This is a genomic window from Listeria rocourtiae FSL F6-920 (assembly GCF_000525975.1).
Lineage (GTDB): Bacteria > Bacillota > Bacilli > Lactobacillales > Listeriaceae > Listeria_A > Listeria_A rocourtiae.
In genome coordinates this window covers 1-25,356 of record NZ_AODK01000042.1, presented here as the reverse complement: position 1 = coordinate 25,356, position 25,356 = coordinate 1, and the positions used below count along the sequence as shown (strand labels likewise).

Sequence of the window (25,356 nt, the reverse complement as noted above, 5' to 3'; positions counted from 1 at the left end):
ACTCGTTGCTCGTATCGGGAGCTTATGTATTATTGGCGCTTGCGATTAGTACGGCTGCAGCTTATGTGCTCGCGAAATTTCAGTTCCGTGGCGCGAATTTGATTTTTTTTATTGTTTATGCTTTCGATGATGATTCCGTCACAGGCAACGGTGATTCCACTGTTCAAATTGATGTCGAATTTTGAGTTGTTGAACACATATTTTGCCTTAATTGTGCCACAACTTTGTTATCCGTTCGCGATTTTCTTAATGAGGCAAAATTTTATGGCATTTCCGAGTGAGCTGTTGGAATCGGCGCGATTGGACGGGGCGGGGGAATATCGGATTTTTTTCCAGATTGTACTCCCATCGATGAAACCCGCGCTTGCTGCGACATCGATTTTCTTGTTTATGACGCAGTGGAATAACTTTATGTGGCCACTCGTTGTGACGACGTCAAGTGAGATGTATACGTTTCCGGTTGCGCTATCAAGTTTGATGGGCGTGTCGTTTACGGATTATGGTCAAGTGATGACGGGGATTACGTTTGCAACGATTCCAATCATTATTTTCTTCTTGATGTTACAAAAACACTTTATTTCAGGAATGCTTGGCAGTGCGCTCAAGTAAATTTAGGAGGTTATGGGAATGTTGCGTGAACAGCAAAATTTTTATTATGGTGGGGATTACAATCCAGAGCAGTGGGATGAGTCGGTTTGGTTAGAAGACATGCGGCTAATGAAAAAGGCAGGCGTGAATTATGTCAGCGTAAATATTTTTAGTTGGGCGAAGTTGCAGCCGAATGAGGAAACATATGATTTTACAACGCTAGATAAGATTATGAACATGCTTGCGGAAAATGGCATTGGAGCGGATTTGGCAACGGGGACTGCGGCGCCGCCTGCTTGGATTGCGCGTAAATATCCTGATTCATTGCCAATGGATGTTAATGGGACACGCTTGTTGCCGGGATCTAGACAGCATTATTGTCCGAATAGCGTAGATTATGCGCGCTTGGCAGGAGCCTTGACGCGAAAAGTAGCAGAGCGATATCATGATCATCCTGCACTGGTGATGTGGCATATTAACAATGAGTATGGCTGTCATATCGGCGAGTGTTATTGTGAAAAATGCCAAGCGGATTTTCAAGTCTGGTTGAGAGAAAAATATGGCACGATCCAGCAGTTGAATGTAAGCTGGTCAACGGATTTTTGGAGTCAGCACTACTACGAATGGGAAGAAATTTTCTTACCTGGGAAGACTCCAACATACGCAAACCCGAATCAGCAGGTGGACTTTAAACGCTTCATGAGCGATTCGTTGCTGAATTTGTATAAAATGGAACGGGATATTTTGCGGGAGTTTTCGAAGGATATTCCGATTATGACCAATTTGATGGGGCTACATAAGCCAATTGATGGTTTTAAATGGGCGCCAGAGATGGATTTAGTCTCCTGGGATGCATATCCAGATCCGCATGACGTAATTCCGTATGCGCAGTTTATGGCGCATGATTTGACGCGGAGTTTGAAGAAAAAGCCGTTTTTATTGATGGAGCAGGCAGCAAGTGCGGTCAATTGGAGGAGTCAGAATGGTGTGAAAACGCCTGGTGTAATGCGGTTGTGGAGTTATGAGTCGATTGCGCATGGCGCGGACGGAATCATGTTTTTCCAATGGCGAGCGTCTCAAGGTGGTGCGGAGAAGTTCCATAGTGGAATGGTGCCTCATTCTGGTGACGAGGATAGTCGTAATTTTAGAGAGATTGCGGAATTGGGACAGGAGTTGCGCGGGTTGGATGAGCTCGTTGGTTCGGAGTTTGACGCGCAAGTTGCGATTATTTTTGATTGGGAAAATTGGTGGGCGCTTGAGCTGGATTCCAAACCGTCTGATTTGGTGACATATATGCGCCAGTTATTGGCTTACTATAAAGTATTGCATCGTTTGAACGTACGAGTTGATTTTGTGCATCCAAGTGAGGATTTGACGGGTTACAAAGTGGTATTTGCACCGGCCAGTTATCAAGCTTCACAGGATTTTGCGGCAAAGGTGGCGGCGTATGTGAAGGCTGGCGGTCATTTTGTAGCAAATTTCTTTAGTGGTATTGTGGATGAGAATGAGCGCGTGTACTTGGGTGGGTACCCAGGTGCGTATCGTGATGTGCTAGGCATTTATGTGGAGGAATTTGCTCCGTTAAAACGCGGGGTGAAGCATGAGATTCAGACGCAGTATGGCGATTTTGACATTGCGGTTTGGGAGGAAGTGGTTCATTTACGTGGTGCGGAGACGATTGCTTCGTTTAAAAATGGTTATGTGAAGAATATGCCGGCCGTGACGGTGAACAAGTTTGGTGCGGGAACGGCATATTACATTGGGACGCAACCGGATGCGAGCTATTTGGAGGCATTGTTGCGTGATTGTCTGACTGTTGCAGAGATTGCGCCGCCGTTTGATGTACCGGATGGTGTGGAAGTAACAGTGCGCCGTAAAAAGGAAGCGACGTATTACTTCTTCTTGAATCACACGGATAAGACGCAGGTTTTTCCGATTGGTGGAACCTTTGCGGAGTTGGTTAGTGGTGCGGAGGTTACGGACTTCATGACATTATCTGCGCGTGATGTAAGCATTTTAAAAGGATGATGGAGGTGCGCGAAAAATGGGAATTTCTTATGATGAGGCACAACGGGTGTTTCATTTGCGCGGAAAAGATGTCAGCTATGTGCTCGGTGTAGTACGTGACGGTTATTTGGCGCATTTGTACTATGGAAAAGGACTTCGTGAATTTGCAGGTTCCAATGGTTTGACGTTCATTAAGCGGGACTTTTCGCCGAGCGTTAGCATTGGAGATGAGACGTTTTCTTTGGATTCGTTGCCCCAGGAATACCCACAGTACGGTAATACAGATTTTCGCAAGCCGGCGTATCAGGTGAAGGGAATGGACGGGACGACAATTTCAGATTTGCGTTACGAGTCTCATCGTATTTTTGCTGGAAAAATGAAGCTAGATGGGCTACCGGCTTCATATGTGGAGCAGGATAGTGATGCGGATACGCTTGAAATTACGATGGCTGACGCTGTTCTGGGATTGCGCGTTATTTTGCAGTATACCGTTTTCGGGGCAGACAATGTGATTACTAGGTCTGCTCGATTTGTGAATGATGGACAGGATTCGTTACAAATTTTGAAGGCGGCAAGTGCGTGTATTGATTTTAAGGACAGTAATTATGATTTACTGACATTACCCGGCGCTTGGGGAAACGAGCGGCAAGTGGAGCGAGCGGCATTACGACATGGAATGCAAAGTGTTGATAGTGTGCGCGGTGCGAGTAGCCATCAGCAGAATCCATTTGTGGCATTGCTAGAAAAACAAACAACGGAGGAGTCCGGCGAAGCATATGGTTTTAATTTGGTGTACAGCGGTAATTTTGAGGCTTCTGTTGAGGTAGATCAATTTGCGACTACGCGAGTTATTCTTGGGATTCATTCTTTTAATTTCGACTGGAAACTTGAATCAGGAGCTACATTTCAGACTCCCGAGGTTGTAATGGTTTATTCGGACGCGGGGCTTGGGGAAATGTCGCGCCAATATCATCGTTTTTATCAGAAACATTTACTAAGAGGCGTTTACCGCGACAAAACACGGCCAATCTTGGTAAATAATTGGGAAGCAACGTACTTTGATTTCACCGAAGAAAAGCTTTTGGATATCGCAAAAGTAGGCAGTAAGCTCGGAATGGAGCTACTCGTACTTGATGACGGCTGGTTTGGCAAGCGTAATTCCGATAAATCATCGCTCGGAGATTGGTTTGTAAACGATGAAAAACTACCGAACGGTTTGCGAAATTTAGCGAAAAATGTGAATGATTTGGGCATGAAATTTGGACTATGGTTTGAGCCAGAGATGGTTTCAGTGGATAGCGATTTGTATAGAGCGCATCCTGATTGGTGCATTCATGTACCGAAACGTGCGAAATCGGAAAGCCGCAACCAGCTAGTTCTTGATTTTTCTAGAGAAGATGTTTGCACAGAAATTACGCGTCGTATGGCCGCAATTTTAGAAGAAGTGCCTATTAGTTATGTGAAATGGGATATGAACAGGCATCTGAGCGAAGTTGGTTCGGCTCATTTCACGAGTGAGCGACAGCAGGAGATTGCGCACCGGCATATTTTGGGTGTGTATGGTGTCATGGATGCAATCACAACACAGTTCCCAGATATTCTGTTCGAAAGTTGTTCGGGTGGAGGTGGGCGCTTTGATCCAGGAATGCTATATTATATGCCTCAAACGTGGACGAGCGACAACACCGATGCCGTTTCACGCTTGAAAATTCAATACGGCACGAGTCTTGTTTATCCGATTATCGCAATGGGTTCTCACGTTTCTAGTGCGCCAAACCATCAAGTCGGTCGCTTTACTTCATTGGAAATGCGCGGAAACGTTGCAATGTCTGGTAATCTAGGTTACGAACTGGACCTAACAACGTTGACTGAAGCGGAACAAGAAATAGTCCGCCATCAAATCGAGATGTACAAAGAAATTCGAGAACTTATTCAATTCGGCGATTTTTATCGTCTAAAAAGTCCTTTTGAAGGAAATGAGACAGCCTGGATGTTCGTAGATGAAGCTAAAACAGAAAGCTGTGTATTCTATTTTCAAGTGTTAGCCACACCAGCACGACCATTGCAATTCGTGAAGTTAGCAGGCTTAAATGCAGCAGCGCAATACAAGCTTCGCGGAACCGAGCAAGTTTTCGGTGGTGATGAATTGATGTACGCAGGAATGAAAGTCCCGACCACGCTAATTGGCGACTTCCAGACGGTAAGTTGGCATTTTCAAATAAAAAAATAGCAGTATATACCCAAATTCGAGTTGATTATGGTAGAATGAATGTTTAATATATTACAAGGGAGAGTTTAAAATGGGGTTTTCAGAAGCATTCAAGGCATTTTGGGGGAATTATACTAATTTTAGTGGGAGAGCAAGCCGTTCCGAGTACTGGTTTGCGCAATTAGCAATTTGGCTTATCTTCTTTGTACTAGGGATGTTTGGTTTGTTTAGTAAGTTTATGTACTATGTGGAAGGGCTTGTAGGAATCATTTTTATCATTCCGATGTTAAGCTTAGCGATTCGCCGTTTACACGATACAAACAAAAGCGGTTGGTTTATTCTAATGGGACTTATTCCATTAGTTGGCTGGATCATCATGCTAGTTTTCTATTGTACAGCAGGAGATAAAGGTTCTAACCGTTTTGGTGAAGATCCACTAGCTAAATAAGACAAGAAAGTTGGGAATGTTGTTTTGACGCAACATTTCCAACTTTTTATTTCACCGAACGAGCAGTTAACTTTTCATAGTTTTCAATTTTATGTTGCAATTCATTCTCGACATTTGTCAGGTTTAGCAATTGCTCTTGAATAAACACCTGGTGATTCTGTAAAAGTTTGAGCCGTTGTGGGGCTGTATGTTCTCCTTCTAAAAATAGTTCTGTATACTTTCTAATTTGTGCAATCGGCATTTGTGTTGCTTTTAGCCGTATGACAAATTTGAGCCAATCGATATGCCTAGCATCAAACATCCGCTCACCGTTATCATTTCTAGGGGGCCGGATTATCTTTTCTTTTTCATAGTATCGCAGTGTATATGCACTTAAACCGACTAATTTCGCTGTTTCTCCGATAGAATACATAAATTCCCTCCTAATCGCTTGACTTAGAGTTTACTATAAGGTCTATACTTGCGACTATACCATAAAAATCGGGCGAAAGCCATTGGAGGAATGACGATGAAATACACAGTTATCACAGGAGCTAGCTCAGGAATTGGTTACGAAAGCGCGCTATTATTTGCCAAAAGAGGCAAAAATCTTGTAGTAGCAGCAAGGCGTGAAACCGAGTTGGTGCAGTTAAAGGCTGAAATCGCGAAAATAAACCCAAATGTGAAAGTGCTGATTAAAATAGTAGATTTGACAGTAGCGGAAAACGTTTATAATTTTTACGCTTATTTAAAAGATTTAGAACTAGAGACATGGATAAATAACGCCGGATTTGGGAATTTTGATTCTATAAGTGAACAGAAATTGTCCAAGATTGAGTCGATGCTACATTTGAACATTGAAGCGCTGACCATTCTTTCTTCACTGTTTGTTCGGGATTATGCCAATGTTGAAGGGACACAACTAATCAATATTTCCTCAGGTGGTGGTTATGCGATTGTACCCAATGCCGTAACATATTGTGCCACCAAGTTTTACGTCAGCGCTTTTACAGAAGGACTATCTCATGAATTAAAAGCTGCCAATGCCAAAATGCAAGCCAAAGTACTAGCACCGGCCGCAACAGAAACTGAATTTGCGAAGCGAGCGCGGGATGAAGAAACATTCAATTACAAAGATTCTGTGGCAAAATATCATACTGGTAAAGAAATGGCAGGCTTTTTATTGGATCTCTATGACAGTAATAAAGTACTTGGAATTGTTGACCCGTCCAATTATGAATTTTTGCTGATGGACCCACAATTTAATTATGCGACCAGAGCACAAACATCTAAATAGTGCGAAAGGGTCTGGGAGTTTGTCCCAGACCCTTTGTATCTTTATACACGTGTTATGGTGTGGATACATAAAAAGGAGGTATGAGGATGCCGATAACTCCTAAGAAAATGGCAAGGATATTGAAAAAGAATGGGTTCTGGGTATATCAGGACGCAGGATTCTCACATGTTTTTCAGAAATCCAGTAACGAACAGGGCAACGATGGTACCATACTACAGTAAAATATTATTGAGTAAGCAATTTTGAAACAGGCAGGCTTGACGTAGTAGATATCCAATAGATGGGGTTGGTATGTAATGTCTTTTGATTTATTTTAACCTTTCCATGTGGTGGTGAGTACTGCAGTTCCGTTATTTGGAGCTTCGGTCAATGTGAATGCAAAATTCCCATCAATATCCGAAGTCGCTGTTTGATCGGGATGGCCACTTGCTATCAGTATCAAATCTGCATCAGGCTTTGTTTTCCAATAAATGGTGACGGTTCCGTTTTCATCAGATTTAAAGGCGTTTTCCACTTGAAGAACTAGTTTAGGTGTGTAGTTGTTGGTGTATCATTCTTCGTTAATTCATCGTCTGTAAGTCCGAGCCCTGCTACGATAATCGCAACCATACCTAAATTTAAAAATAGTGATATGAAACTTTTCTTCTTAGCAAAAAACGTTAGTAGGACAAGAAAAACACCAGTTAAAGCTAAATCTATCATTCTTATCTTACTCTTTTTAGTAAGTATACAGCACCATAAAATAAAAGCAATATTTGGAAGTGGAATAAAAATAATAGCCTTACTGTAAAACGGTATGATATAATATCCTGCGGCAAATAGGATAGCTCTGTACAGTATCAATCTTTAAATGATATACTGTGTTAAGTGTGATAATAGCGTATTGATAATTAATACACTAAGTGCTGTATCACCTATGATTGCTTGTTTTTTGCCGTTACATAGGCCTTTTCTTCATGATACACTAAAGTTGGCACGGAAATTGCTTTATATTAATCTGGTGACACATAATGAAAACAAATAGGATTGAAAGAAGCTAATATTGGGTAATTATTGATATCCAATCCGGGAACAGTAGTTAATACGGAACCCAACGCTTTTCAAGATAGCCAGGGGATTGGGCTTATGAATGAGAGTGCAGAGGTTGATGGAAGCTCTGACGAATTGAAGGGGGGAGAGGGATTTCGAGCTTTGTGAAGGGACGCAACGAGTGAACTAGCTAGCGTTCATGTTAGAGGTCTCTAAATGTTTGAAAAGTAAAGTTTACTTAGGAGGGAAAAAGATGGTAGGAATTATCCTCGCAACTCACGGCGAATTTGCTGAAGGTATCTTGCAATCCGGAACGATGATTTTCGGAGAACAAGAAAACGTTAAAGCAATCACATTGATGCCAAGCGAAGGCCCAGATGATATCAGAGCCAAGATGGAAGCAGCAATCGCGTCATTTGATAGCCAAGATGAAGTACTATTCTTAGTTGATCTTTGGGGAGGCACCCCGTTCAACCAAGCAAATGGTTTGTATGAAGACCATAAAGATAAGTGGGCAATTGTAGCAGGCCTTAACTTGCCAATGTTGATTGAAGCTTTTGCATCACGCTTCTCTATGAACTCTGCGCAAGAAATCGCTAAAGCTATCCTAACACCAGGACAAGAAGGCGTACGTATCAAGCCAGAAGAATTACAACCGCAACCACAAGAAGCTGTTGCCTCAGAACAACCAAGTGGAGAACTGGCTCCTGGAACTGTTGTTGGTGACGGCAAAATTAAATTTGTCTTAGCGCGCGTTGATTCTCGTTTACTACATGGTCAAGTTGCGACTGCATGGACAAAATCAACAAACCCAAATCGCATCATCGTTGTATCTGACGCGGTTTCCAAAGACGATCTTCGTAAAAAATTAATTGAACAGGCAGCACCACCTGGCGTTAAAGCCAACGTCATTCCTGTTGACAAAATGATTGAAATTTCTAAGGATCCACGATTTGGTAATACAAAAGCACTTCTTTTATTCGAAAACCCGCAAGATGTTCTTCGTGCTGTTGAAGGTGGCGTAGAAATCGAGCAAGTAAACGTTGGTTCCATGGCTCATTCTGTAGGGAAAGTAGTGGTAAGTAAAGTACTTGCAATGGGGCAAGAAGACGTAGAAGCTTTTGATAAACTGAAAGAAAAAGGGATCAAGTTTGATGTTCGTAAAGTTCCTAACGATTCGAGCGCAAACATGGAGGACATCATCAAGAAAGCAAAAGCTGAATTAAAAGCACAATAATAAATTCAAAATAGGAGGTATATTTATGTCTGTAATAGCAATAATTTTAGTAATATTAGTTGCCTTTCTAGCTGGTATGGAAGGAATCTTAGATGAATTCCAATTCCATCAGCCATTAGTAGCATGTACATTAATTGGACTAGTAACTGGTAATTTAACGGCATGTATTATCCTTGGTGGGACACTTCAAATGATAGCACTTGGTTGGGCAAATATTGGAGCAGCCGTAGCACCCGATGCAGCACTTGCATCTGTGGCATCAGCAATTATTTTAGTATTAGGTGGGCAAGGCGTTTCAGGTATTCCATCAGCGATTGCTATCGCAATTCCACTTGCAGTAGCAGGTCTTTTCTTAACAATGATTGTGCGTACTTTAGCGGTTCCTATTGTTCATATGATGGATAGTGCAGCAGAGCATGGTCATTTTAAAAGAGTGGAATGGTTGCATATCTCTGCGATTTGTATGCAAGGTATTCGTATAGCAATTCCAGCAGCAGCACTTCTATTCATTCCAGCAGAAAGTGTACAATCATTCTTAGAATCAATGCCTGCTTGGTTAACTGATGGTATGGCAATTGGTGGAGGAATGGTCGTTGCCGTTGGTTATGCGCTCGTTATTAACATGATGGCAACAAAAGAAGTATGGCCATTTTTCATTATCGGTTTCGTCGTTGCAGCACTTACTCAATTGACACTTATTGCTATTGGTGCATTAGGTGTGGCGTTGGCTCTTATTTACTTAAACCTTTCTAAAATGGGTGGCGGTAATTCAAATGGTGGCGGAGGCGGTAGTTCTAAAGATCCGCTTGGCGACATCTTAAACGATTATTAAAACCTAAAAAAGGAGGAGAAGAGAATGGCAGAGAAAATCGAGTTAACGAAAAAAGATCGATTGAGCGTAGCATGGCGCTCTACGTTCATTCAGGGTTCTTGGAACTATGAACGTATGCAAAACGGTGGTTGGGCTTTCTCCATGATCCCAGCAATTAAGAAATTATACAAAACAAAAGAAGACCGTTCAGCGGCTTTAAAACGTCATTTAGAATTCTTTAATACACATCCATATGTAGCTTCACCAATTCTTGGAGTAACACTTGCACTGGAAGAAGAACGTGCAAATGGAGCACCAGTTGATGATGTAGCAATTCAAGGGGTAAAAGTTGGTATGATGGGACCGTTGGCTGGTATCGGTGATCCAGTATTCTGGTTTACAGTTCGTCCAATGTTAGGTGCATTGGGTGCGTCTCTTGCAATTAGCGGAAACATCCTTGGGCCAATTATTTTCTTCGTCGCTTGGAATATTATTCGTTGGGGCTTCATGTGGTATACACAAGAATTTGGTTACAAAGCCGGTTCTAAAATTACAGAGGATCTTTCTGGCGGTATCCTTCAAGATATCACAAAAGGTGCTTCGATACTCGGGATGTTCGTACTCGCCGCCTTGGTTCAGAGGTGGGTATCCATCCAATTTGCACCAGTTATATCCAAGGTTAAATTAGATGAAGGCGCCTATATCGATTGGGATAAACTTTCCAGCGGTTCTATGGGTATTAAAGAAGCATTGGAACAACAACAAGCTGGCTTGTCGCTTTCCAACATAAAAGTAACGACTTTACAAGATAACTTGGATAGCTTAATTCCAGGTCTTGCCGCTTTACTACTTACATTCCTATGTATGTGGTTGCTTAAGAAAAAAGTCAGCCCAATTATCATCATTCTAGGTTTATTCGTAGTTGGTGTAGTTGGTCACGTTATTGGACTTTTATAAGAGATTTAAGTAATAAGCCGATAAAAAGAGGTTGGTGTATTATAGCTAGCCTCTTTTTTCTTGGTATTAGGGCATAAAAAAAAGTATAATAGGATAAAATAGCTGAAAAGAAATGGAGCGAATATAGTTGGTTCAATCGATTAATACACAAGTAGATTTAAAAATTGACGCTACGGCTTTTACTGGGCTCACAGATTATGGAGAAATCTTGATTGGTGACAAAGGCTTTGAATTTTATAATTCGCGTGACGTGCGTAAGTTTATCCAAATCCCTTGGGAAGAAGTGGACCAAGTGATCGTTTCTGTTATGTTAAAAGGCAAGTGGATTCCTCGTTATGCGATTAAAACAAAGCGTAACGGAACATTTACTTTTGCTTCTAAAAAACCCAAAGATGTACTGCGGGCTATTCGAGTATATGTCGATCCAGCTAACATGGTAAGTTCTCTAAGTTTCTTCGATGTAATAAAAAATGCTTTTCAATCGATGTTTAAGAAGAAAAAGAAAAAGTGAGTAACTTTAGGCATAGTGATATCTAAAATGCTTCCCTTGCGAAGATATGTGCAGGGTGGGGCTTTTTTGTTGCATCATGTAAGCGTGAATCATTGTTAATTGATAGTAGCATAGGTAGAATAGGATGTATAGAAAGTTTGAGGAGGAGAAGATGATGAAGAATAATGAGAGGGTTTTTGCGATGTCATTTGCTAGTGTGTATCCGCTCTACATACAAAAAGCAGAGAAAAAAAGAACGAACAAAAGTGGAAGTTGATGAGATTATATTTTGGCTGACGGGCTATGATGAGGTAGCTTTACAACGCATTTTGGATCAGAAAACCGATTTTAGAAATTTTTTTTGGAGAGGCACCACAGCTGAATCCGAATGCTTCGCTAATTAAGGGCGTTATTTGTGGCTACCGTGTGGAGGAAATTGAAGATCCATTGATGCAACAAATTCGTTATTTGGATAAATTAATTGATGAATTAGCCAAAGGCAAAGCGATGGAGAAAATATTACGAAAAAATTAGTGACAATGAGGTGTGGGTATGAATACGAAATTAATCATGATTGAAGGGCTTCCTGGTTCGGGTAAAAGTACATTAGCTATAAAAATAGCGAACTATTACCAGAGCCGAGGCCTGAATGTTTCGGTGTATACGGAAGGGACTTATCACCCCGCAGATTTGGCGTGGATTGCGTGCATTCCTGAGGCTGCGTTCCCAACTATTTTAGAGCAATTTGGCAGTATGAAAGAAGAGATTCATAGACATACCAAGATGGAAAATGGTTATGCACTGGTTGCTTATACACAGGTGAAGCCGCATGATGACCTGTTTTATCAAATGATGGAGTCGTATGAGGTTTATGATAATCGGGTGCCTTTTTCGACTTTTACGGAGTTACACTGGAAGCGCTGGAAATCGTTTGGGGATAGGGTAATAACAGAGAATGGAATCACTATTTTTGAGTGTTCATTTTTGCAGAATCATCTTGGTGAACTGATGAATTATCAGATGAAAGATCTGTATGCGATGAAAGCGTATTTTAATGAGTTGTTAAATACTGTGGTGGATTTGTCGCCGGTACTTATTTATCTTTCACATTCTGATATTAGGGAGACTATTGAGCGTGTCTCTCAGGAGCGGGTATTTGATGATGGGAGTTGGATTGATGGAATAATTCCTTATTATGAAAGTACACCCTATGGAAAAAAGCATAATCGTGTAGGAATGGATGGCTTTGTTCAAACGCTTATGGATCGGAAGGAAGCAGAACTTGAGATTATCGAATCGTTGCCAATAGAAACATTTATATATGAGTGCTCGGATTATGATTGGGATGAATTGTGGCTTAGAATTGAGAGTAACCTTCCTAAATGAAAGAGCCCAAGACAAAATAAGCAAGATATCACGAATTCTCTTTTCGAATAGGGTGCGAATATTGCTTGATACAAATCGAGAGCCGGCGTTTGTATTTAGGAGGACGTAAAGGAGTTGCCTCATAACTTATATTGGGACTGTAATGCACCTGATTTCGAACAGTCCCAATATTCCGAGTGCTTCTTGCTACCTTATTCTGCGTATGTCCCAAACTTTCTTATCCTTTGACAACACCTAGTGTGCGTAACGTTTTGATGGTTTCTACAAGATCAGTTTGGTTTTGCATGACTTCATCGATATTTTTATAGGCAAAACGGCTTTCTTCAGCGACATCTTGGAGATTTTTCTTACCAATTGTGATGTTATGGTCATTCAAATCTTGGAGTACTTCCTCCATTGGAAAATTACTTTTGGCACGTGTTCTGGAAAAATTTCGTCCAGCGCCATGGGAGGAGGAATGGAAACTTTCTGGGTTGCCAAGGCCACGAACAAGATAGCTTGTTGCTCCCATCGCACCTGGAATGATACCAAGTTCGCCGTTTCTTGCTCGTGTTGCGCCTTTACGGTGAACCCAGACATTTTGTCCATAGTGGTTTTCGAGTGATGCATAGTTATGGTGGCAATTGATTTTGTCGGTAAATTGAGTATTTTTACCAAGTTTCTTCTTGGTGTGTTTCGCGAAAATGGTCATTATGGCTTCGAGCATGGTTTCACGATTTTCAAAGGCATAGTCAAGCGCGAGATTCATCCATTCGATGTAGGCTCTTCCTTCTAATGAATCGGTTGGTAAAAAAGCGAGAGGATTGCGTTCTGGCGTATCGCTTAGCCATTGTTGGTTGAGCTTGACGGCTAGCTTGTGAAAGTTTTGGCAAATTTGGGCGCCGAGGTGGCGACTTCCAGAGTGGAGCATGATGCCGAGATAACCGTTTTCATCTTTTTGAAATTCGTAAGGTCGACTACCAGCGCCTTGGACGTATTGCTACGCTAGGTTTCCGATAGTCTCCTCCCAAACCGTACGTACATCTCTCGATGTATACGGCTTTCCATTTACAAGTATCTATCATGTCCTGCTTCCGTGTGCAATCTTGCGATGACAGTCGAAGCAGAGTACTAAAGTTTTTCGGTTTCGAGCAATCATCTGTTGCTCCCACCAGTCTTTGCCTTTGACGTCTTTTAGTCGTTTAACGTGATGTATTTCAAAAGGAACATCTTCTTTTCCACACCATTCACACTTTTTAGCACTGATACGCTTTTCTAGTTCTGTTCGGCTCATATATTTCATAACATTCGGTTTCAAATCAGGGTCATCGTTCTTGGAAGTCGTTCTATTTCGTGGAAAGCCTTTGTTGTAGAAGTAGCAGACGGCTTCGCCAGTCTTTGTTTGGTATTTGATGCCCCAATGTGTCCCATAGCGGTGTTTCTTAAAGGTCTTTCTAACGCTTGAATGGTGCTTGCCAGCCAATGTTTTGATACAGCTATATTCCATTACATACCGTAGTTGCCACATTTTATGTGTAACATTTTCTGCTAATCTATAGTAGTTGTAAATTCCTCGAATTTCTGCGTTAAAGACGTTGATGATTTCGAGGTCGCTTAATCGAATTAAGGGAGTTCTGCAAATTGGCATCCATTTATTAGCGTTAATGTCTTTGACTAGCTTGTGTTTCACAATAAACTTTTCAATGACTTCTTTAGGCATCATTAGGCGTACGTTTCTTCTAGCGCATCTGATTTTACCGCCTTGTTTATTCTTATATGGTGTATTGTTATTACCTATACTGATGTCGTAACCTAGAAAGCGTGCATTTTTGCTACTGTGCGTGATAAGTGTTTTATCATTGGATAATTCTAACTCAAGTTCTTGGTTCAAGAAGTCTTTGATAGTCTGTTTAAGCTTAATGCAATCTTCTTTACTTCCATTCACACCTATAAGAAAGTCATCCGCGTAGCGGACGTATTTCAGGCGTTTATATCCCTTTGAGTTGGAGATGGTTGGTGTATTAGCCTTTTTACTTTTAAGGTCTTTGAATTGCAGGATAAGATTGTTACGTTCTTTCTCGTTGTCAGACGCTTCTATTTTCTTTCGAAGTTGGCTTACCTGATATTCAAGGTTTCGATAGACAGGATTCCGTTGTTGTGCCTTGGGATTTCCTAAGTCGAATTCCTTTTTGAGGTCATCTAGAATGTACTTATCTAATTCGTTTAGGTAGATGTTAGCCAGTATAGGGCTAATGATTCCTCCTTGCGGTGTCCCTGTGTAAGTCTTGTTAAATTTGAAGTCTTCAATGTACCCTGCTTTGAGAAATTTCCTAATTAAACGAAGGAACTTTTCGTCTTTGATAGTCTTCCCAAGTATTTCAATCAGTTTGTGATGTTTAATGTTGTCGAAAAATCCTTTGATGTCTCCTTCAATAAACCAATTGACTCCTGTGTAAATCCTGTCTATTTCCATTAAAGCTGTATGGCAACTCTTGTTAGGTCTAAAACCGTGGGAACTGATACTGAATTGTGGTTCATAAATGGCTTCCAATATCAGTCTGCAAATCTCTTGAACTATCCTATCCGTGAAGCTGGGGATGCTGAGAGGTCTCGTTTTACCATTCTTTTTAGGAATGTTGACCCTCTTGGAAGGGGATGGTTGGTAACTTTCGTCTTTGATGGATATAATAATACTGTTGATAAGTTCCTCGCTAAAATTGCTAGCTGTTTTACCATCGATACCCGCTGTTGCACTCCCGTTATTGCTGTAGATGTTGCTAAAGGCTTTTATATACATATGAGGGTTGTAAAGAATTCTGTAAAGTCTTTCATGTGTATAATTTTTCTTTAGTGATTGTTTTGATAGATTGATTAATACTACCTCTGAACTTTGCAAGAGCCTTTCGCTCCTTTCAAAATAGATTTAATCTTTGTAAACTGTTCCCCTTCGCCATGTAATAGGCTTTCCCTATCTCAGACTACTACGAGAACTCCGTTACCGTGCAGGATATTCAAGACCTTTGTCTATAGCCGTCAGGCATTCCTGTTTAGGTAATCCCCAGTTAGTACAGTAAATATAGGTGGAATTGTTGTCGGATAGTCCTTTCACGATTTCATCACATCTGTGACTACGTAACTTCTCTTGGTTGAAAACCACTACTGTTGAATTCGTAGATTTCATAGTAGCACCTCAAAGGTATTTATAGATTACCTTTAAGTAGAAGTTATGTTAGGTTTCAGTTGGTGTTCCTAACAGCGAACCATAGCGCCGTTCTCGCTAGACTTCAAACAATACAGTCTTTATCCTCATACAATTCTTTATGTCTTGGCACGCATTCGCAACTTTTACCAACTAGTTGAATAGTGCCTTTACAGCCATGCTACACTCCCTGTTCACTTTCGATTCCAGATAAGGCTGTTGACATTACATCGGTTTTCTCGATGTGTCGTGTACCTAATTACGCGATATTTACTGCCCATCTTGGGCGCACAATAAAATGATTGCCACCGCCGAGTGTACCAACTTGATAGTAGGCGTTTTCGAGTAGTTCTGTTGCGTTTGGCAGTAGTTCGTAATGATCTTTTTGTGCAAAAGCCATGTCGATGACGGCAGATTTTTGTGCTTCGTGATGGCGGGCTTTGCCGACAGGAATAGTGAATAGTGTTTCGTTGACGATGCTTTGAATAAAGTTCTGAGTGGTTTCGCTTTCGTGGATGTTGGTTTGGATGTAACACATGCCACAGCCAATGTCCATGCCAACTGCGTATGGGACGATGGTGTTTTTGGTGGCAAGCACTCCGCCAATCGGCATACCTGCGCCGAGATGTGTATCAGGCATTAGTGCTAACCATTTGTAGACGAATGGTAGGTTTGTGATTTGCTTTGCTTGTTCGAAGCACCCATCTTCAATTGCTGATTGATCTGCAAGCCAAATTTTGATTGGTTTTTTGGTTTCATTTTTTTCATAGTAAGTAAACATTGTTATTTCCTCATTTCCAGTTTATGATTTTAGTATAGAGAAGTTACGAGGGTTTATCTTATAAAAAAAAGGTGCGAGTGGGGGACATCATGGCGAAATCGTTTAATGAGTTGATTAAGAATTTTTCGGTGATTCGGAATTATGTAAGGGAGTTTTATGTGTATGGGTTTAAGCAGCGGGAGGATTTCACAACGAAAAGTGGGCGAAGTTATGATAATGTGAGGCGACGAATTGAGAGTTATTTAAGGGAATACATAGAGGTGGAGCAGCAGGGGAATCGGAAGGCGCTGCGGTTATTTATTGATCCGAATGAAATTACAGAGAATCCGATGTTTGCTGTTTGGCAGGCGAAGAGTTTTACGAAAAATGATGTTTTTTTGCATTTTGTATTGATGGATATTTTTTCCGACGGTGAGGACTATTCAGTTAATCAGTTGCTGGCACGGATTGATAAAGATTACTTAGCTCATTTTCGGGATGGTTTTATAATCGAGGCATTGACATTGCGGAAGAAATTAGCAGAGTATGTTGACTTGGATGTGTTGCGACGGGAATTGCGTGGGCGGGAGATTCATTTTTCACGAGTTGCGAGTGTGGTGTTGTCAGATCGAGCATTACGAGCTGTACAATTTTTTAAGGAGATGGCACCACTTGGTGTGTTGGGGCATTATTTGTTGCAACAGGAGCGCGGGTTGGATGCCGTTTTTCGGTACAAGCACTATTTTGTGATGCATACGTTGGAAGATCAAGTTTATCTGGATTTATTGGTGGCGATTCGGGAAGCACGATGGGTAGCGTTGACACGGTTTGGTCAAGAGCGAGAGTTGCGTTTTTTACCGGTGAAGTTGCTAGCAAGTGCGCAGTCGGGGCGACGATATGTGGTTGGAAAATCAAAGATAGGCCAGTTTTTTGCGTTTCATCGCCTAGATCAGATTGAGCAAGTAACACTTATGGAGGTTACGGCGGATATTAGAATGGAAAAGAAGCACTTTGATGAGGTACGAAAATTTATGTGGAGTGCGGGATTTGATCGGCGAGTGGTGCATTCACTTTGTGTGACGCTAGCTATCGATGAAATGCGTGAGGCATATATGCTGGAGCGGATTCGAATGGAGGGAAGGCATGGGAGGCTTATCAGGCTTACTTCAAAGCGCTTTGAGTACAGAATAGAGACGTATGATTTGAATGGGATGAAGCCATTTTTACGGACGTTTGTGGGACGGATTGTAGCGCTTGATTCAGGAGATGAAGCATGGGAGCGGCAGTTTTTTTCTGAGCTTGCGGACATGTATCGCCTTTATTTTGAGGAGGGAACGACCGTTGGAGATATTTAATGAAATGTATGGAACATACTATCGTGTTGTTCTGGAGATTTTGAGACAGCGGCGTGGGTTGTCAAAGCAAGAAATTGCGGAAATTGTGCGGAAATTGGGTTTTGATGAGAGTGGTTTGCATTTGTTACCACAGCTGACGGAGCAGTGGCATTTGTTGGTGAAGGGCGACGGAGTGTATGAGTCTATTTTGACAAAAGACTGGGTGCCGGTGCAGGGTGTGCTTGAGAAGCGGTGGTTGAAAACGGTGTTACGGGACCCACGGATGGGTTTGTTCTTGGCAGATGATGAGATTGCGAAGTTGGAGCAAGAGCTTGCGGATTATGAAGTGCTGTTTGATGCAGACTCGATATGGTGTTTTGATCAGTTTCGGAATGGCGATGCTTATTCGGAGCGGGGATATCGAACGATTTTTGGGGTTATTTTGCAGGCTTGCGAGGAGAAGCGGGAGTTGGAATTAGTTTATCGGGCAAGGGAAACTTTACAGGGAACTTTTTTGCCGTATCGGCTAGAGTTTTCAGAAAAGAATAATCTGTTTCGATTGCTTTGTTTTAGGAAGAGGGATTTGAAGCCGTTTACGTTGAATGTGGGAAAGGTGATGGAGGCGCGGCTGGGTGAGCTTGTGGATATGGTATTACCGGAGCATCGATCGGAAATGGTCGTTGTGACGTGTCGTGTGGTGAATCATCGGAACGCAGTGAATCGGGCGATGATTCACTTTGCAGATTATAAGAAAAAGGCGTTTAGAACGGAGCGCGAGCATGTATTCGAGATGGAAATTCATTGCCCATCAGGTGATTTGATGGAGCTTGTGATTCAGTTGTTATCGTTTGGACCGATGATACAGGTTTTAGGCCCGGACAGTGTGGTTGGTGAGTTGAAGGCTCGGTTGGCAAGGCAAATGGAATTGTAAAACAAAAATGGTGGTCTTGCATCGCTATCGGACAGATTTTTTGGTACAATAAACGAGAGACTATACATAGAAATTGGAGGAATGGGATTATGGCTTTGAAGGACTTGCAGAATGGCTCGGATATTAGAGGAGTGGCGATTGAGACGGAGAAACACGATGTAACGTTAACAGATGAACATGTAAGTGCGATTGCGATTGGCTTTGCGGCTTGGTTGCGCGATGTGAAAAAGACTGGTGAACGGGCAACTGTGGCGATTGGGCATGATAGTCGATTGTCTGCTGAGCGTGTGAAAGATGTTCTTGTAGCTAGCTTGACGCGGTCTGGCATCGATGTTGTGGATGTTGGCTTGGCTACGACACCAGCAATGTTCATGGCAACGCAATATGAAGATTATCAGTGTGATGCAGCAATTATGATTACGGCAAGTCATCTTCCTTATTTCTACAATGGTCTGAAATTGTTCACGCGTGATGGAGGCGCAGAACATGAGGATATTGATTATATTATGGAGCATGCAGATGCGGTTTTTGTGGCAAGTGTTGCGGGAGCGGTAATGCATAAGCCGTTACTGGAAACTTATGCCGCAGACTTGGTTGGCAAAATTCGTGCTGGGATTAATGATGAGGTGCTTTACGAGGAACCGCTTGATGGAAGCCATATCGTTGTAGATGCGGGAAATGGTGCGGGTGGCTTTTTTGCGACTGAGGTTTTGGCTAAGTTAGGTGCGGATATTACGGGAAGCCAGTTCCTTGATCCTGATGGGAATTTCCCAAATCACATTCCAAATCCTGATAATAATGAAGCAATGGCGAGTTTGAAGGAAGCCGTATTGGCGAACAAAGCAGATTTGGGCGTTATTTTTGACACGGATGTGGATCGGGCAGCGATTGTGGATCGGGATGGCGAGAGTTTGAATCGGAATCCATTGATTGCTGTTATTTCGGCGATTATTTTGGATGAGCATCCAGGAACGACGATTGTGACGGATTCAACTACTTCGACGCATTTAGAGGAATTCATCGAGGCGCTTGGTGGGAAACAGCACCGGTTTAAGCGCGGATATCGTAACGTGATTAATGAGGCGATTCGGTTGAATGAGGCTGGGACACAGAGTGAAATTGCGATTGAAGTTAGCGGTCATGCAGCTTTAAAGGAAAACTATTTTTTGGATGACGGTGCGTATTTGATTGCTAAAATTTTGATGCGCTATGCGAAGTTGCGTAAAGAGGGCAAGGATTTGGCAGATTTAACGAGGAATTTGAAGGTTCCAGCAGATAATGATGAGATTCGCCTGTCGATTTTGGCCAATAATTTTAAGTCATATGGGTTGGCTGCTTTAGAAGATTTCAAGGAGTTTGTGGCTAAAACGGATGGCTTGGAATTGGAGCCTGTAAATCAAGAGGGCGTTAGGGTAAATACGAGTGGTACGTTCGGAAATGGGTGGTTCTTGTTACGTATGAGTTTACATGAGCCTGTTATGCCAGTAAACTTAGAGAGTGATGAAGTAGGTGGAGTAGATAAAATTAAGGCAGTACTGCAAAAATTCTTCGGAGGTTACGCGGAAATCGATAGTGCGAGCCTGCAAAAAATAAGCCAATAGAAGGAATGAGAAGTATGATTGATATACATTGCCACATCTTGAATAGCTTAGATGACGGACCAAAAACGGAAACGGGCAGTCTTGCCATGGCGCAACAAGCAATAGCAGAGGGTTTCACGGATATCATTGCAACACCGCATCATTTGAAAGGCGATTATTTCAATCTGCGGCCTTCTGTGGCAGAGCACGTGGCAGAGCTGAACGAGGCAATTAAAGATAATGGAATGGAGCTACAGGTGCACGTTGGACAAGAAGTGCGTTTGCATGGTGAAATTGTTGAAGGCTTGAAAAATGGGGATTTGGCTTCACTTGCGGAGAGTCGTTACGTGTTGATTGAATTTCCGACACAGAGCATTCCAGTGTTTACAGAGCAGTTGTTTTATGACTTGCAGATGGCGGGATATGTGCCAGTAATTGCCCATCCAGAGCGGAATTTTGAGATTATGGAGAATCCAGAGCGCTTGTATGAATTTGTGTCGCATGGCGCTTTGGCACAGCTTACCTGGTCAAGTTTGGACGGAAAGTTTGGTAAGAAGTCTAAGAAATCGAGTGAGATTTTGCTTGAACATCAGTTGGTGCACTTTTTGGCAACAGACGCACATGATACGGTTCGTCGGCCGCTTTTGCACAAGGAGATTGAGCAACGGTTAGTGAAACGGATTGGCTCGAGTTATATGGGATACTTAAAAGAAAATGGCGCGAAAGTACTTAAGAATGATGTGATTATCGCGGAAGATTACACGATGCCATCGCAAAAAAGGTTTTTCTTGTTTTGAGGAAGAGAAATAGAATGCGAAAAGGATAATTTGGGCGACCCAATAGTTATAGTCTGTAACACCATAATTTAAAGCTGCTATGAAACGCGGTATCGCATGTTTCATAGCGGCTTTGTTATTGGTTTTTATTGTAATTTTCTTAAGAATGTTATGAGCGGTGTACCTTCTAGTAATAGGTTTGGTAATACCCAGTGTATTTCATTTTACAAAAGACATCTCTTTCTAACAGCGCCTAATCGTGGTATAATCAAACAAAACGCATAGTTGTAAACAGGGTCTGGGAAAAATATATTTCTAACCAAAAATAAGCAAGATATCACGAATCCCTTTTTTCGGGTAAGACGTATATCTTGCTTCACACAAATCGAGCGAAAGCGTTTGTATTCCAGGGATTTTGCGGAAGCCGGAAGCGGAGCATACTTGTGTATGTGAGAACCGGAAGTCTGCTAAATCCGTGGAATGCGAGCGCTTGTCGCCGATTTATCTGGGTTATGTCCCAGACCCTTAATTTATTGAGGAGAGTCGTTATGAAGATGATTGTTGGACTCGGAAATCCGGGTAAAAAATATGAACGTACTAGGCATAATGTCGGTTTTATGGTTGTCGATGAGCTTAGTTTTAGATATCAAACTCCTTGGAAGAAGTCGAAATTTAATGGGATGACAAGTAGTATCGTTGTGAATGGCGAGAAAATGTTGCTCGTGAAACCGTTAACTTTTATGAATCTTTCGGGAGAATGTGTGCGTCCGTTGATGGATTATTATGATATTTCAGCGAACGATGTGATGATTATTTATGATGATTTGGATTTGCCTACCGGAAAAATCAGACTTAGACAAAAGGGCAGTGCCGGTGGTCATAATGGGATGAAGTCATTGATTCAGCATTTGAAAACTCAGGAATTTAATCGGATTCGCATTGGCGTGGATCGACCTGCAAATGGTGATGTTTTGAATTACGTGCTCGGTGATTTTCCAAAATCGGAGCATGCGGATATTATTGCGGCAATTAAGAAGAGTGCAGATGCCATAGAGGCTTGGTCAAATAAGAGTTTTGCAGATGTTATGAACCAGTTTAACTAGTGCATAGCAGCCGGATTATTCCGGCGAAAAATTTAGATGGAATATTCAAAAAAAGGAGGCCTTTTAGCGTGAAAGGATTGCAACAGCTAGTTTATGAACAAAAAGATATTCGTGGCGTGATTAAAGAGTTAGAAGACAAGGGGAAATCGCAATTAGTAACGGGGCTTTCGGGGTCGAGTCGGGCGTTATTCGCTAGTGTTATTGAGGGGGGAACGCAACGACCGGTTATTTTTGTAACACATAATTTATATCATGCTCAGAAATTATATGATGATTTGTCGGCTTTGCTAGACAGTGATCGTCTTTACTTATATCCAGCCGATGAGTTAATTTCGTCGGAGCTTAGTATTTCAAGTCCAGAACTTCGCGGGCAACGTGTCGAGGTACTGCAGTTTTTGTTATCTAGAAAACCAGGAATCGTGATTGTTCCTGTCGCTGGCTTGCGCAAAATTTTGCCGCCAGTTTCAATTTGGGAAAAATATAATATGTCGTTGATTCAAGGTGCGGAGATTGATCCAGAAGGTTTGCAGAGTCAGCTTGTAACAATGGGGTATTCAAGAAGCGATATGGTCAATACGCCGGGTGAGTTCAGTATTCGCGGTGGGATTATCGATATTTATCCGATTACGGAGGAACACCCGATTCGGTTGGAGTTATTTGATACGGAAGTGGATTCGTTGCGTTTCTTTGATGTGGATTCGCAACGGTCAATTGAGACGGTAGAGGAATTTAAGTTAGTTCCTGCGACTGAGATTTTGGTAGAGCCGGCATTTTTCCCTGATTTGGTAACGCGAATTGAGAAAAAGCTTGTAGCGACGCTGAAACAGATGTCAGGTGATAAGGAAAAGCAACAACTGGTGGAAAACTTGGAAGAGGATTTAGAGTTACTTCGTGATGGACAGAAACCGGATATGTTTTTCAAGTATATTGGGATGTGCTATCCAGATCCAGCTTCTTTACTTGATTATGTGTCACAGAACTCGATTTTGCTGTTTGATGAGTTTGCGCGGATTCAAGAGACAGATGAGCGGTTAGAAAAAGAAGAGGCGGAATGGCAAACGGAGACGCTTGAGCGGTTGGAAACAGTTCGTGATACAAAAATGAGCCATAATTTCCGAGCACTTTTGGAGACGGATCGGTTGTCGCGGATTTATTTATCACTGTTTCAAAAAACACCTAACAGTGTGCGGATTGCAAAGATGACAAATATTGTTTACAAGCAAATGCAACAATTCCATGGTCAGATGAACGTTTTAAAAACGGAGATGGATAGCTGGTCGAAGAATAATTATGCGGTCGTGATTTTGGCGCCATCAATTGAGCGTGCGGAGAAAATGAAGCAGACGCTTGCAGATTATGAGATGGAAAGCGTGATTTTAAAGGATGAGTCGGAGGTTCCAAAATTTGGTCAGACGCAATTTGTGCTTGGCAGTTTTCAGAATGGGTTTGAGTTGCCGCTTGCCAAAGTTGTGTTCATTAGTGAGACGGAACTCTTTAACAATAAAAAGAAGCAGAAGCCTAAGAAACGGCAGAAATTATCGAATGCAGAGCGAATTCAGAGTTATTCCGAGCTGAAGGTTGGCGATTATGTAGTTCACGTGAATCACGGGATTGCGCGCTATGTTGGGATGGAGACACTGGACATTAATGGTGTGCATAAGGATTACTTATTGTTGATGTACCAAGGCGATGATAAGCTATTTATCCCGGTAGAGCAGCTGGAGCTCGTGCAGAAATATGTTGGCTCAGAAGGTAAGGCACCGAAGTTAAACAAGCTTGGCGGCACGGAATGGAAACGTGTGAAGACGCGGGTTCAAGCGTCTGTGCAAGATATTGCAGACGATTTAATCAAATTGTATGCAGAACGTGAGGCAGAACGCGGTTATGGCTTTAGTCCTGACGGCGAAATGATGCGTGAGTTTGAGGATGCGTTTCCATACCAGGCAACGGAGGATCAGTTGCGTTCGATTATGGAGATTAAAAAGGACATGGAACGCGAACGGCCGATGGATCGCTTACTGGTCGGAGATGTTGGTTATGGGAAAACGGAAGTTGCTTTGCGTGCGGCGTTTAAGGCGATGATGGACGGAAAACAAGTTGCATTCTTAGTTCCGACAACGATTCTAGCACAACAACATTATGAAACGATGAAAGAACGGTTCCAAGGGTTCCCGATTGAGGTCGGGTTGTTGAGTCGATTCCGGACGCGAAAGCAGCAAAATGAGACGCTAAAGGGCTTGAAGTCTGGGCATGTGGATATTGTTGTTGGAACGCATCGATTGCTATCAAAAGACGTGGAATACCATGATCTAGGATTCCTTATTATCGATGAGGAGCAACGGTTTGGCGTAACGCACAAGGAGAAGATTAAGCATATCCGTTCAAAAATTGATGTGCTGACGTTGACGGCGACACCGATTCCGCGAACACTACATATGTCGATGCTTGGCGTGCGTGATTTATCAGTAATTGAGACACCTCCTGCCAATCGTTTTCCTGTGCAAACGTATGTGGTGGAGCAGAATAATGTATTGATTCGGGAAGCGATTGAGCGAGAGTTGGCGCGTGACGGCCAAGTTTTCTTTCTGCACAATCGAGTGGATTCTATTTTGCAAAAAGCGGATGAGATTAAGATGCTCGTTCCAGATGCGCGGATTGCAGTGGCACACGGTCAAATGACTGAAACAGAGCTTGAGTCTGTGATTTTGAGTTTCCTTGAGGGAGAGTTTGATGTGTTGGTGACAACGACGATTATTGAAACGGGTGTAGATATACCAAATGTAAATACGTTATTTGTCCAAAATGCAGATCATATGGGCCTTTCCCAGCTATACCAATTACGTGGTCGTGTTGGTCGTTGGAATCGAATTGCATATGCGTATTTTATGTATCAGAAGGATAAAATTTTACGTGAAGAGGCGGAAAAAAGGTTGCAGGCCATCAAGGAATTTACGGAGCTTGGTTCGGGATTCAAAATTGCAATGCGTGACTTGTCGATTCGTGGAGCGGGTAATATTTTAGGGTCGCAGCAACATGGCTTTATTGATTCGGTCGGCTTCGATTTATATTCACAAATGTTGCAAGAAGCAATTGCGGCACGTCAGCCCAAAGAAGAGCATGAAAAAAAAAAATTGTGCCTGTGGAGATTGATATCACGGTTGATGCCTATATTCCGGAGCATTATATTCAAGATGGACGCCAAAAGATTGAGATGTATAAACGATTCCGGACTGTTCTTGACATGGATGATTTGGAA

20 protein-coding genes and 4 pseudogenes are annotated in these 25,356 nt (G+C 42.1%); 18 read left to right on the top strand and 6 right to left on the bottom strand.

What is annotated here, in order from left to right; genetic code table 11:
• The 5 genes and pseudogenes from PROCOU_RS18635 to PROCOU_RS12925 form a co-directional block, all read left to right on the top strand.
• Nucleotides 1-185, top strand: a pseudogene (locus PROCOU_RS18635) (hypothetical protein); the annotation flags it as partial.
• Nucleotides 118-609, top strand: a complete 492-nt coding sequence (locus tag PROCOU_RS12940) for a carbohydrate ABC transporter permease (protein ID WP_341871262.1) — start codon at nucleotides 118-120, stop codon at nucleotides 607-609. The pseudogene PROCOU_RS18635 and the gene PROCOU_RS12940, both read left to right, overlap by 68 nt.
• A gap of 18 nt (nucleotides 610-627) precedes the next feature.
• The gene (locus PROCOU_RS12935) at nucleotides 628-2,616 is read left to right on the top strand and encodes a beta-galactosidase (protein WP_185460356.1); all 1,989 of its coding nucleotides are present in this window, start codon (nucleotides 628-630) and stop codon (nucleotides 2,614-2,616) included.
• Between the two features lie 16 nt (nucleotides 2,617-2,632).
• A complete protein-coding gene (locus PROCOU_RS12930; protein WP_036073099.1) occupies nucleotides 2,633-4,825 on the top strand; it encodes an alpha-galactosidase in 2,193 nt (730 codons plus the stop codon).
• Between the two features lie 70 nt (nucleotides 4,826-4,895).
• The gene (locus tag PROCOU_RS12925) at nucleotides 4,896-5,252 is read left to right on the top strand and encodes a DUF805 domain-containing protein (protein WP_036073097.1); all 357 of its coding nucleotides are present in this window, start codon (nucleotides 4,896-4,898) and stop codon (nucleotides 5,250-5,252) included.
• Nucleotides 5,253-5,298: 46 nt separating this feature from the next.
• Here PROCOU_RS12925 and PROCOU_RS12920 read toward each other — a convergent pair whose 3' ends face one another.
• The gene (locus tag PROCOU_RS12920) at nucleotides 5,299-5,664 is read right to left on the bottom strand and encodes a MerR family transcriptional regulator (RefSeq protein ID WP_036073095.1); all 366 of its coding nucleotides are present in this window, start codon (nucleotides 5,662-5,664) and stop codon (nucleotides 5,299-5,301) included.
• Nucleotides 5,665-5,760: 96 nt separating this feature from the next.
• Between PROCOU_RS12920 and PROCOU_RS12915 the strand changes: the two genes are divergently transcribed.
• The gene (locus PROCOU_RS12915) at nucleotides 5,761-6,528 is read left to right on the top strand and encodes an SDR family NAD(P)-dependent oxidoreductase (protein WP_036073093.1); all 768 of its coding nucleotides are present in this window, start codon (nucleotides 5,761-5,763) and stop codon (nucleotides 6,526-6,528) included.
• Between the two features lie 313 nt (nucleotides 6,529-6,841).
• Here PROCOU_RS12915 and PROCOU_RS12910 read toward each other — a convergent pair whose 3' ends face one another.
• Nucleotides 6,842-7,042, bottom strand: coding sequence for a hypothetical protein (locus PROCOU_RS12910; protein WP_036073091.1), 201 nt, complete (start codon nucleotides 7,040-7,042; stop codon nucleotides 6,842-6,844).
• Nucleotides 7,043-7,050: 8 nt separating this feature from the next.
• A complete protein-coding gene (locus PROCOU_RS12905; RefSeq protein WP_036073088.1) occupies nucleotides 7,051-7,230 on the bottom strand; it encodes a hypothetical protein in 180 nt (59 codons plus the stop codon).
• A 580-nt stretch (nucleotides 7,231-7,810) separates the two neighbouring features.
• Here PROCOU_RS12905 and PROCOU_RS12900 point away from each other — a divergent pair.
• The 6 genes and pseudogenes from PROCOU_RS12900 to PROCOU_RS12875 all read left to right on the top strand — a co-directional run bounded on the left by PROCOU_RS12900 (nucleotide 7,811) and on the right by PROCOU_RS12875 (nucleotide 12,438).
• A complete protein-coding gene (locus PROCOU_RS12900; RefSeq protein ID WP_036073085.1) occupies nucleotides 7,811-8,794 on the top strand; it encodes a mannose/fructose/sorbose PTS transporter subunit IIA in 984 nt (327 codons plus the stop codon).
• Between the two features lie 25 nt (nucleotides 8,795-8,819).
• The gene (locus tag PROCOU_RS12895) at nucleotides 8,820-9,626 is read left to right on the top strand and encodes a PTS mannose/fructose/sorbose transporter subunit IIC (RefSeq protein WP_036073083.1); all 807 of its coding nucleotides are present in this window, start codon (nucleotides 8,820-8,822) and stop codon (nucleotides 9,624-9,626) included.
• 24 nt (nucleotides 9,627-9,650) lie between these two features.
• Nucleotides 9,651-10,562, top strand: coding sequence for a PTS system mannose/fructose/sorbose family transporter subunit IID (locus PROCOU_RS12890; RefSeq protein WP_036073080.1), 912 nt, complete (start codon nucleotides 9,651-9,653; stop codon nucleotides 10,560-10,562).
• Between the two features lie 127 nt (nucleotides 10,563-10,689).
• Nucleotides 10,690-11,073 carry a DUF956 family protein gene (locus PROCOU_RS12885; protein WP_036073078.1) on the top strand — a complete coding sequence of 128 codons (384 nt, stop codon included), beginning with the start codon at nucleotides 10,690-10,692 and terminating at the stop codon, nucleotides 11,071-11,073.
• Nucleotides 11,074-11,227: 154 nt separating this feature from the next.
• Nucleotides 11,228-11,586: pseudogene (locus PROCOU_RS12880) on the top strand (DUF2200 domain-containing protein).
• Nucleotides 11,587-11,604: 18 nt separating this feature from the next.
• The gene (locus PROCOU_RS12875) at nucleotides 11,605-12,438 is read left to right on the top strand and encodes a P-loop NTPase family protein (RefSeq protein WP_036073076.1); all 834 of its coding nucleotides are present in this window, start codon (nucleotides 11,605-11,607) and stop codon (nucleotides 12,436-12,438) included.
• Between the two features lie 217 nt (nucleotides 12,439-12,655).
• Here the strand turns inward: PROCOU_RS12875 and PROCOU_RS12870 are convergent.
• The 3 genes and pseudogenes from PROCOU_RS12870 to PROCOU_RS12860 all read right to left on the bottom strand — a co-directional run.
• Nucleotides 12,656-13,357, bottom strand: a pseudogene (locus PROCOU_RS12870) (RtcB family protein); the annotation flags it as partial.
• 141 nt (nucleotides 13,358-13,498) lie between these two features.
• Entirely contained in the window at nucleotides 13,499-15,313 is a 1,815-nt protein-coding gene (locus PROCOU_RS12865) for a reverse transcriptase domain-containing protein (protein ID WP_036073074.1), read from the bottom strand.
• A 562-nt stretch (nucleotides 15,314-15,875) separates the two neighbouring features.
• Nucleotides 15,876-16,397, bottom strand: a complete 522-nt coding sequence (locus PROCOU_RS12860) for an RtcB family protein (RefSeq protein WP_051994405.1) — start codon at nucleotides 16,395-16,397, stop codon at nucleotides 15,876-15,878.
• Between the two features lie 89 nt (nucleotides 16,398-16,486).
• Here PROCOU_RS12860 and PROCOU_RS12855 point away from each other — a divergent pair, with 89 nt between their 5' ends.
• The 6 genes and pseudogenes from PROCOU_RS12855 to mfd form a co-directional block, all read left to right on the top strand.
• Nucleotides 16,487-17,731: a WYL domain-containing protein gene (locus PROCOU_RS12855; RefSeq protein ID WP_036073071.1), complete on the top strand. Its 1,245-nt coding sequence runs from the start codon at nucleotides 16,487-16,489 to the stop codon at nucleotides 17,729-17,731.
• Nucleotides 17,718-18,641 (top strand): WYL domain-containing protein, encoded by a 924-nt coding sequence (locus PROCOU_RS12850; protein ID WP_036073069.1) that lies wholly within the window; start codon nucleotides 17,718-17,720, stop codon nucleotides 18,639-18,641. Before PROCOU_RS12855 ends, PROCOU_RS12850 begins: the two co-directional genes overlap by 14 nt.
• 89 nt (nucleotides 18,642-18,730) lie before the next feature.
• The gene (locus PROCOU_RS12845) at nucleotides 18,731-20,242 is read left to right on the top strand and encodes a phosphohexomutase domain-containing protein (RefSeq protein WP_036073068.1); all 1,512 of its coding nucleotides are present in this window, start codon (nucleotides 18,731-18,733) and stop codon (nucleotides 20,240-20,242) included.
• 14 nt (nucleotides 20,243-20,256) lie between these two features.
• Nucleotides 20,257-21,018 carry a tyrosine-protein phosphatase gene (locus PROCOU_RS12840; RefSeq protein ID WP_036073066.1) on the top strand — a complete coding sequence of 254 codons (762 nt, stop codon included), beginning with the start codon at nucleotides 20,257-20,259 and terminating at the stop codon, nucleotides 21,016-21,018.
• A gap of 527 nt (nucleotides 21,019-21,545) precedes the next feature.
• Nucleotides 21,546-22,100 (top strand): aminoacyl-tRNA hydrolase, encoded by a 555-nt coding sequence (gene pth / locus PROCOU_RS12835; RefSeq protein WP_036073063.1) that lies wholly within the window; start codon nucleotides 21,546-21,548, stop codon nucleotides 22,098-22,100.
• A 68-nt stretch (nucleotides 22,101-22,168) separates the two neighbouring features.
• Nucleotides 22,169-25,356: pseudogene (gene mfd / locus PROCOU_RS12830) on the top strand (transcription-repair coupling factor); the annotation flags it as partial.